The organism is Azospirillum mesophilum, assembly GCF_053470405.2.
Window position 1 is genome coordinate 31,465 of record NZ_JBPXMQ020000027.1, and the last position, 8,520, is coordinate 39,984.

Sequence of the window (8,520 nt, forward strand, 5' to 3'; positions counted from 1 at the left end):
CCCGAATGATCGGGTCCGGAACAGCACGAGTTTGGGAGGCCCCACGGCGATGACGACCCTCCATTTCGCGAGCGCCCTGCTGGGCAACGACTGGCACGACGATGTGCGGCTGCATGTGGAGGGCGGGCGCATCGCGCGGCTGGAAACCGGCGTTCCAGCAGCATCGGAGGACGAGCGCCACGCCGTCGCCCTGCCGGGTGTGGCGAGCCTGCACAGCCACGCCTTCCAGCGCGGCATGGCGGGTTTGGCCGAGCTGCGCGGCGCGACGGACGACAATTTCTGGAGCTGGCGGGAAATCATGTACCGCTTCCTCCGCGCCATGACGCCCGAGGATGTGGAGGCGGTGGCGGCCTTCCTCTATGTGGAGCTTCTGGAGGCCGGTTTCACCCGCATCGGCGAGTTCCACTACCTGCACCACGACGCGGATGGCCGCCCCTACGCCGACCCGGCGGAGACGGCGGCGCGCATCGGCGCGGCGGCGGCGGAGACGGGGATCGGGCTGACGCTGCTGCCGGTCTTCTACGCCCATTCCACCTTCGGCGGGGCGCCGCCCAACGCCGGCCAGCGGCGCTTCATCAGCGACCTCGACCTGTTCGCCCGCATTCTGGAGCGCTGCCGGGACATCGCCGCCGCGTTGCCGGGCGCCAACGTCGGCGTGGCGCCGCACTCCCTGCGCGCGGTCACGCCGGAGGAGCTGTCGGCGGTCGTCGCCATGGCCGAGGGCGCGCCCATCCACGTCCACGCCGCCGAGCAGGTGCGCGAGGTGGAGGACTGCCTCGCCTGGAGTGGCGCGCGCCCGGTGGAATGGCTGCTGGCGAACCAGCCCGTGGACAGCGGTTGGTGCCTGATTCACGCCACCCACATGACGCCGGAGGAAATCGCCGGGGTGGCCGCGCGCGGGGCGGTCGCCGGACTCTGCCCGATCACAGAGGGCAACTTGGGCGACGGTATCCTCGACACCGTGTCCTTCGCGGCGGCCGGCGGGCGCTTCGGCATCGGCACGGATTCCAACGTGCAGATCGGCCTTGCCGAGGAGTTGCGCATGCTGGAATACGCGCAGCGGCTCGTCCGCCGCGCCCGCAACGTGCTGGCCGCCCCCATGCAGTCCTCCGGCAACCGGCTGTTGATGGCGGCGCTGGAGGGTGGGACCCAGGCGCTGGGACAGGGCGGGGCGACCGGCCTCGCGGTTGGCGCGCCCGCCGACATCGTGTCGCTGGACGTGGCCCAGCCCTCCTTCGTCGGGCGGCGGCACGACCAGATCCTCGACACCTGGATCTTCAGCGCCGGGTCGCGGGCGGTGGACTGCGTGTGGGTGCGGGGGACCAAGCTGGTCGAAGGCGGCGTTCACCGGGCGCGGGCGGCGGTGGGCGAGCGCTACGCCACGGTCATGCGCCGGCTGATGGCCTGAGCTTGCTTCCACAGCTTGCTTACAGAGCGCGAAGGGTGTCTACCTAGCGCACCGGAGTTTCCGCAAATGCCGTTGGATCGCGTCCGATGAGTGCCCTTCCTGCCTCCGCCAGCCCGCTCTACGAGAAGGTGAAGGCCTACATCCTGGGCAACATCAGCTCCGGCGACTGGCCGAGCGACCGCCGCATCCCGTCGGAGAACGAACTGTCGGCGGCGCTGGGCACCTCCCGCATGACGGTCAACCGCGCCCTGCGCGAGCTGACCGACGCCGGGGTGCTGCTGCGGGTGCAGGGGGTGGGGACCTTCATCGCCGCGCCCAAGGCGCAGTCCGACCTGCTGGAGATCAACAACATCGCGGCAGAGATCGCCGCGCGCGGCCACCGCCACCGGTGCGAGGTGGTGACGCTGGAGCGCATCCCGGCCACGTCCGACCTGCGCCGCTCCTTCGAGGCCAGTGCCCTGGCCGAGGTCTTCCATTCCGTCGTCGTCCACCACGAGAACGACGTGGCCGTGCAGTTCGAGGAACGCTTCGTCAACCCGCTGCTGGTGCCGGACTACGGGGCGCAGGACTTCACCCGCATGACCACCTACGACTATCTGGTCAGCGTGACCCCGATCACGGAGCTGGAGCACGTCATCTCCGCCATCTCCGCCGACGCGGAAGTCGCCGCCCGCCTCCACATCCACCCCGGCGCCCCCTGCCTGCTGCTCCAGCGCCGCACCTGGAGCGGCGAACAGGTGGCGACCGTCAACCGCCTGATCTACGTCGGGGATCGGTATTCCCTGGGGAGCCGCAGGAAGACCGGGCGGTAGTTCCCTCTCCCACCTCTCGTATGTTTCTTTTCGTCATTCCCGCGAAGGCGGGAATCCAGCGAGAGCCGCGATCAGCGGCGATATAGTCAACAATCGACTCATATGACGCCCAGACGGGCGTCTGGATCCCCGCCTTCGCGGGGATGACGGAAGAGGAGACTTTCGCAGCGTCAAAAACTGTTCCGCTCATGGTACGTCTGCAAAAACTGGCGGACGCGGGGTTCGGCGGATTGGTGGAAGACCTGGGCGGGGGGGCCGCATTCGATGATGCGGCCGCCGTCGAGGAAGGCGACGCGGTCCGCCACATGGGCGGCGAAGCCCATTTCGTGGGTCACCACCACCATGGTCATGCCGTCGGCGGCGAGGTCGCGCATCACCTGCAACACCTCGCCGACCAGTTCGGGGTCGAGCGCGGAGGTCGGCTCGTCGAACAGGATGACGTGCGGCTCCATGGCGACGACGCGGGCGATGGCGACGCGCTGCTGCTGGCCGCCGGACAGGCGGTTGGGGTGGGCGTGCATGCGCTCCGCCATGCCAACGCGGGCCAGCACCGCCTCGGCCCGGCGGCGGGCCTCAATCGGGGACAGGCCGCGCACCTGGACCAGCGCTTCGCTGACATTCTCCAGCGCGGTCATGTGGGGCCACAGGTTGAAGTGCTGGAACACCATGCCGACGTTGCGCCGCAGGTCGCGCAGCTCGCGGTTGGTCTGGCGGCGGCGCGGCGTGCCCTCGGTGTAGCCGACCAGCCGGCCTTCGATGCGGATCTCCCCGGCGTCGTAGCTTTCCAGGAAGTTGATGCAGCGCAGCAGCGTGCTCTTGCCCGATCCGCTCGGCCCGATCAGGCAGACCACCTCGGACTTGTTGACGGTCAGCGAGACGTTGCGCAGCACCGGGTTCTCCCCGAACGCCTTGCTGACGTTGGTGATTTCGATCATCGGGACGGCGGGGGCCGCGGCCGGGGCGGTGTCCGTGCGGTCGGAGGAAACGGTCGGCGTCATGCGGTGATCCCCGGCTTGGCGGTCAGGTAGCGGGTCAGGCGGGCCTCGGCACGGCGGCCCAGGCGGGACAGAACCTCCACCAGGGACCAGTAGAACAGCGCCATGACGAGGATGGTCTCGAAGGCCGCGAAGGTCTCGGCGGCCATGGTCTGGGCTTCGTACATCAGCTCCGGCACGGTCAGAATCGACAGGATGACCGTCTCCTTGGTCAGGATGATCATCATGTTGACCAGCGCCGGCAGGATCTGCGCCAGCATGGTCGGCATCACGATGCGGCGCAGGATGGCGGCCGGCGGCATGGCGAGGCTTTCCGCGGCCTCCACATAGCCCCTGGGCACGGCCGCGAAGCCGCCCCGGAAGATCTCGGCGAAATAGGCGCTGCCGTAGACGCCGAGTCCGAGGATGCCGGCGGTCGTCGCCTCAAGCTCCAGCCCGAAGGACGGTCCGCCGTAATAGAGCAGGAAGAGCTGCACCAGGAAGGGCGTGCCGCGCACCACCTCCACATAGGCGCGCAGAACGGCGTTCAGCGGCGCCCAGCCCAGCCGTTGCAGCAGCGCGATCACGAAGCCGATGGCGACGCCGAGCGCCGTTCCCGACGCCCAGCACAGCACCGTGACGCCGAAGCCGCTGAGCAGCGACGGGCCGTAGCGGCTGATGAGGTCCATGTCCATGCGAATGCTCCGTCGCCTCTCGCTCTCGCGAGGGGCCTCTCGTCAGGCGCTCTTCAGGCGGCGCTCGGCGTAGGTGCCGAGCAGCGCGAAGCAGGCGTTGATCAGCAGGTAGATCAGGCCGGCCGTCGCGTACATCTCAAGATGGCGGTAGGTGCTGGCCGCCGCACTCTGGCTGACGCGGGTCAGTTCGGCGACGCCCACCACCGAGATCAGCGACGACGCCTTCAGCAGCAGGATCAACTCGTTGATCAGCGCCGGGATGGAGATCCGGAAGGCCTGCGGCAGCAGGATGCGCCGCCAGATCCTGCCGTCCGAAAAGCCCAGCGCCAGCGCCGCCTCGCTCTGCCCGCGCGGAACGGCGTTGAGCGCGCCGCGGTAGATCTCCGACACATAGGCGCCGGACGCGAGGCCGAGCGCGCTGATGGCCGCGACCAGAGCTGGCACGTTGATGCCGATCAGCGGCAGCAGGTAGTAGATCAGCAGAAGCTGGATCAGCAGGGGCACGCCCCGGAAGAAGCTGACGTAGACGCCGCCGATCAGATCGCCGGCCCGTCCGGCGGACAGCCGCAGCACGCACACCACCGCCCCCAGGATCTGCCCCAGCAGGATGCCCGCCAGCGATACGGCGATGGTCATGCCCGCACCCTTGATGAGGTACGGCAGGTTGTTGGCAATCAGGGTGAAATTCATCGCCGAAGCATCCTTGGGCCGGGCGGCGGCCCCTGTGGAGCGCCGCCCGGTTCTCAGGCCTTATCAGAAGGAGGGTTCGGGGACGGTGGTCGGCAGTTTGGTGACCTGACCCAGCCACTTCTTCTGCAACGCCTCCATGCGCCCATCGCCGTCGATCTTCACCAGGGCCGCGTTGACGGCCTCGATCAGGGAGGCGTCGTCGGCGCCCTTGCGACCGACCCAGGAGAAGTAGGTGGGCTTGCCGAAGGGCGGCTGCACCACGGCGAAGGTGTCCGGCCGCTGCGAGGCGGCGTAGGACAGGTTCGGCATGGAGTTCACCGACACGTCGACGCGGCCCGCCGCCAGTTCCGCGTAGGACTGGTTGCTGTCCACATACTCCTTGAACTCGGCCTTCAGGCCCTTGGCAGCGGCGAATTCCTTGATCTGCGCGAGCTGAGCGGTGCCCTTGCCGCCGCCGACCTTCTTGCCGTTGATGTCCTCCGGCTTGTTGATCGACTTGTCGCCGGCGCGCTTCATCAGGGCGGCGGTGCCGTCGGCGATGGGAACGGTGAAGGCGTAGCGGGCCATGCGCTCCTTGGTGATGGTGACCGGGGCGATCACCAGATCGAACTTCTTCGCCTCCAGGCCCGGCAGCACGCTGGTCCAGGGCAGGTCGAGGTACTGGGCCTTCACGCCCAGTTCCTTCGCCACCTCGTCGATGAGGTCGCGGTTCAGGCCCTTGTAGGTGTCGCCCTCGATCATGTCGAAGGGCGGGAACTGCATCTCCGTCCCGGCCTTCAGCACGCCGGCCGCCTTGACGTCGGCCAGGGTGTCGGCCTTCGCGGCGGGCATCCCCACCGTCATGATCGCCGCCACCGCGACGGCCGCGGTCAGCGCCGCCTTGATTCCGTTACGGCGGGTGATCGCCCCTTTGGTCTTGATCGCGCCATTGTTCTTGATCGCGCCATTGTTCTTGATTGCGCCATTGTTCTTGATTGCCATGTCCCCACACTCCCTGTTGGTGATTGCTCGCGTATGATATTGCGCGGATGACGCTTGTGGAATGGGCTCGCGCCGGTCAGGACGCGCCCTCTTCGTTCAATTCCGCCATGATGGTCGGTTCCGACGTGCCGCTCAGCACGAAGCGCTCCCCGACGGAGGTCAGGTGGACCAGCGTCACCGACTGGCCGAGGTGCATGGTGCGGCGCTCCACCACGAGGCAGGCGGTGCCGCGGTCGACGTTCAGCCGCTCCGCCACCTCGGCGGAGGCGGCGACGGCCTTCGCGACGTGCCGCGCGGTGGACCAGGGCACGTGCTCGGCCAGCCAGCGGCCCGGCGGCGTGTCGCGGAAGTCCTCGTCGGCGGCGTCGGGCACGGCGTCCAGGTTGATCCAGCGGCGCTCGAACTGCACCGGCGCGCCGTCGCCCAGATGCAGGCATTCCAGGACCAGCAGCGGCGCGTCGGCCGCCACGTCGGGCCAGTGCAGGCCGTTGCGGCCGTTGCGCGCCGCCTCGCGCCGCAGGACGCGGTGCTCGTACAGCCCGCCCCAGCCGGCGACCACGTCGCCGATGTCGGGGATCGGCAGCACGAATCCGCCCTGCCGCTGGGCCGCGACGAAGGTGCCGGCCTTGCGACGGCGGACGAGAAAGCCCTCGCGCGCCAGCATGGCGATCGCCTTGTGGGCGGTCTGGCGCGAGACCCCGTAATGGGCGGCGATCTGCTCCTCGCTGGGCAGCCGGTCGCCGACGGCCACGCCGCCGGTCAGGATCTGCCGTGCCAGCGTGCGCTTCAGCTGGACGAACAGCGGCCCCTTGCCGTCGAGCCGGCCGATCAGCCGCGCCGCGGGTCCGGGTGCGGCCGGCCTCGTCCCTTGGTCGGCCGCCGTCATGCCGGCAAGTTGCCAGAGGGGGCGCCGGAGCGTGCGGCCGCTTCCTCCTGCATCCGGCGGCGGTGCCGGCCGGACTCGGCGATGCGGTTCTGGATGTGGTCCCCGGCCTGGATCGGCGGATGTTTCGGCGCCTCCTCCAGGTTCAGCGCGGCCAGAAGCTCGCGGGAGTCCACCACGGTGGTGTAGGTCGGGTCGTAGAAGGTGGCGATGGACATCCGCTCCCGCCCGCTGCGGTTGACCACGCGGTGCGGGGTCGATTTGAAGCGCCCGTTGCTCCAGCGGTCCAGAAGATCGCCCACATTGACGACGAAGGTGCCGGGGACCGGCGGTGCCGCCACCCAGGCGCCGTCCAGCCGCTGCGCCTCCAGCCCGCCGGCGTCGTCCTGGTAGAGCAGGGTGATGCAGCCATAGTCGGTGTGCGGCGCCACGCCGAACTGCTCCTCCCCCATGTCGGCGGGCTGCGGGGGGTAGTAGATCGCCTGCGTGCGCTGCATCGGCTTGGCGTAGCGGTCGTCGAAGAAGTCCTCCGGCAGACCGAGCGCCAGCGCCACCCCGCGCAGCAGCCGGGCACCGCACGCGCCGGTGGCGCGGTAATAGGCCTCCATGGCCGGGCGGAAGCCGGGCGGGTTTTCCGGCCAGCGGTTCGGGCCGCGCAACGGCTGGCCGGCGACCACGTCCGGGTCCGTCTCCGGCAGGTCCAGCCCCATCTGGAAGAACTCTTTGAAGTCCGGCTTGGTGGCACCGTACATCAGCGCCCCGTCGGCGGCGTGGTAGCCGCGGAACCGTGCGTCGGCCGCCACCTTGGCCTTCTCCTCGGCGGGAAGGCGGAAGAACGTCTTGGCTTTGGCCAGCGCCGTGTCGATGATCGCCTGCGGGACGCCGTGGTTGCGGATGTAGAAGAAGCCGGTGGTCCCGCAGGCCTCGGCGATCTGGCGGCCGATGGCCAGCCGATCGGCGAGGTCGGGCGAGGTCAGGCCGGTGACGTCGATCACGGGAAGGCTGGACGCGGGAAGATTGGTCGCGGGAAGACCTGTCGCGGGAAGACTCGGAACAGCCATCGGTCGTTGCTCCCACCGCCGCGCGGGGCGCCGGGGCGGCGCCGCGTCAATGCGTGGAAATGTTATGTACGTACAAAAGCGCCTGTCAACCGGGAACGATGAAGGCTTCGCCAATGTGAGGAGTTGCCTCATTTCCGGTCATTTTGGCGCCGTGCGGCCATAAAACAAAAACTGTGATCCGGACAACAGTCAGGGGTGTCGTTTCCGGGGAATGATGGCGGCGTACGGACGAGGTCTTCACCGACAAATCGGACCGGAGAAAAGGCCGAAGAAGACCCTCCCCGATACGCCTCGCCACTCACCCGATTTGAAGGAAACGCATCATGGCCTACGTCTACGGAACCAACAACGCCGACTACCTCGACATGATCAAGTACGGCTACAGCAACGATTATGTTCAGGGCTACGACGGCAACGACACCATCCTGGGCTGGTACGGCAACGACACGCTGGACGGCTGGAACGGCAATGACAAGCTGTACGGCGAGGCCGGCAACGACCTGCTGATGGGCTACAACGGCATGGACACCCTGTATGGCGGTTCCGGCGACGACAAGCTCTACGGCGAGGCCGGGTACGACAAGCTCTACGGCGACTCCGGCAATGACTCCCTTTACGGCGGCGACACCTACGACGATCTGTACGGCGGCACGGGCAAGGACCAGCTGACCGGCGGGGCCGGGGCCGACTGGTTCTTCTTCGACACGAAGGACAGCGGCGACGTCTACGCCGGGCAGGCCGACACCATCACCGACTTCAAGCATGAAGACCAGATCTGGCTGAAGGGCAGCTACAGCTACGCGGGCAACACCAGCGCGCCGGCCGACGGGCAGTACAGCGTCTGGCAGAAGGACGGCGCCTATGTCGTGACGTGGAACGCCTACAACGACAGCGGCTACCACGACGTGATCGTCAAGGGCGACAACCCGCTGGGCGACATCTCCTTCTACTAAGCCCTTCCGCCTCGGAAACCCCAACCACCATGAAAGGCGCGGGGGGGGGCGGTTCGGTGGCGG

General features: G+C 68.4%; 9 protein-coding genes. 3 read left to right on the plus strand and 6 right to left on the minus strand.

The genetic code is table 11. The annotated features are described in order from the left end of the window. Positions 1-49: 49 nt before the first annotated feature. Together ACSVC7_RS22555 and hutC (ACSVC7_RS22560) are read left to right on the plus strand one after the other, a co-directional pair. Entirely contained in the window at positions 50-1,408 is a 1,359-nt protein-coding gene (locus ACSVC7_RS22555; protein WP_448206930.1) for a formimidoylglutamate deiminase, read from the plus strand. 86 nt (positions 1,409-1,494) lie between these two features. Next, the gene (gene hutC / locus ACSVC7_RS22560; RefSeq protein ID WP_448206929.1) at positions 1,495-2,220 is read left to right on the plus strand and encodes a histidine utilization transcriptional repressor HutC; all 726 of its coding nucleotides are present in this window, start codon (positions 1,495-1,497) and stop codon (positions 2,218-2,220) included. A gap of 170 nt (positions 2,221-2,390) precedes the next feature. On the opposite strand, the gene ACSVC7_RS22565 is transcribed toward hutC (ACSVC7_RS22560), so the two are convergent. From ACSVC7_RS22565 to ACSVC7_RS22590, 6 genes are all read right to left on the minus strand, one after another. Continuing rightward, positions 2,391-3,218: an amino acid ABC transporter ATP-binding protein gene (locus tag ACSVC7_RS22565; RefSeq protein WP_448206928.1), complete on the minus strand. Its 828-nt coding sequence runs from the start codon at positions 3,216-3,218 to the stop codon at positions 2,391-2,393. Beyond that, positions 3,215-3,889 carry an amino acid ABC transporter permease gene (locus tag ACSVC7_RS22570; RefSeq protein ID WP_448206927.1) on the minus strand — a complete coding sequence of 225 codons (675 nt, stop codon included), beginning with the start codon at positions 3,887-3,889 and terminating at the stop codon, positions 3,215-3,217. Before ACSVC7_RS22570 ends, ACSVC7_RS22565 begins: the two co-directional genes overlap by 4 nt. A 42-nt stretch (positions 3,890-3,931) precedes the next feature. Further along, positions 3,932-4,579, minus strand: coding sequence for an amino acid ABC transporter permease (locus ACSVC7_RS22575; RefSeq protein WP_448206926.1), 648 nt, complete (start codon positions 4,577-4,579; stop codon positions 3,932-3,934). Positions 4,580-4,642: 63 nt separating this feature from the next. Then, positions 4,643-5,560: a transporter substrate-binding domain-containing protein gene (locus tag ACSVC7_RS22580; RefSeq protein ID WP_448206925.1), complete on the minus strand. Its 918-nt coding sequence runs from the start codon at positions 5,558-5,560 to the stop codon at positions 4,643-4,645. A gap of 76 nt (positions 5,561-5,636) precedes the next feature. Then, a complete protein-coding gene (hutC, locus tag ACSVC7_RS22585) occupies positions 5,637-6,446 on the minus strand; it encodes a histidine utilization transcriptional repressor HutC (protein ID WP_448206924.1) in 810 nt (269 codons plus the stop codon). After that, a complete protein-coding gene (locus ACSVC7_RS22590) occupies positions 6,443-7,504 on the minus strand; it encodes an isopenicillin N synthase family dioxygenase (RefSeq protein ID WP_448206923.1) in 1,062 nt (353 codons plus the stop codon). Before ACSVC7_RS22590 ends, hutC (ACSVC7_RS22585) begins: the two co-directional genes overlap by 4 nt. Before the next feature lie 323 nt (positions 7,505-7,827). Between ACSVC7_RS22590 and ACSVC7_RS22595 the strand changes: the two genes are divergently transcribed. Continuing rightward, positions 7,828-8,457 (plus strand): calcium-binding protein, encoded by a 630-nt coding sequence (locus tag ACSVC7_RS22595; RefSeq protein ID WP_448206922.1) that lies wholly within the window; start codon positions 7,828-7,830, stop codon positions 8,455-8,457. Positions 8,458-8,520 lie beyond the last annotated feature (63 nt).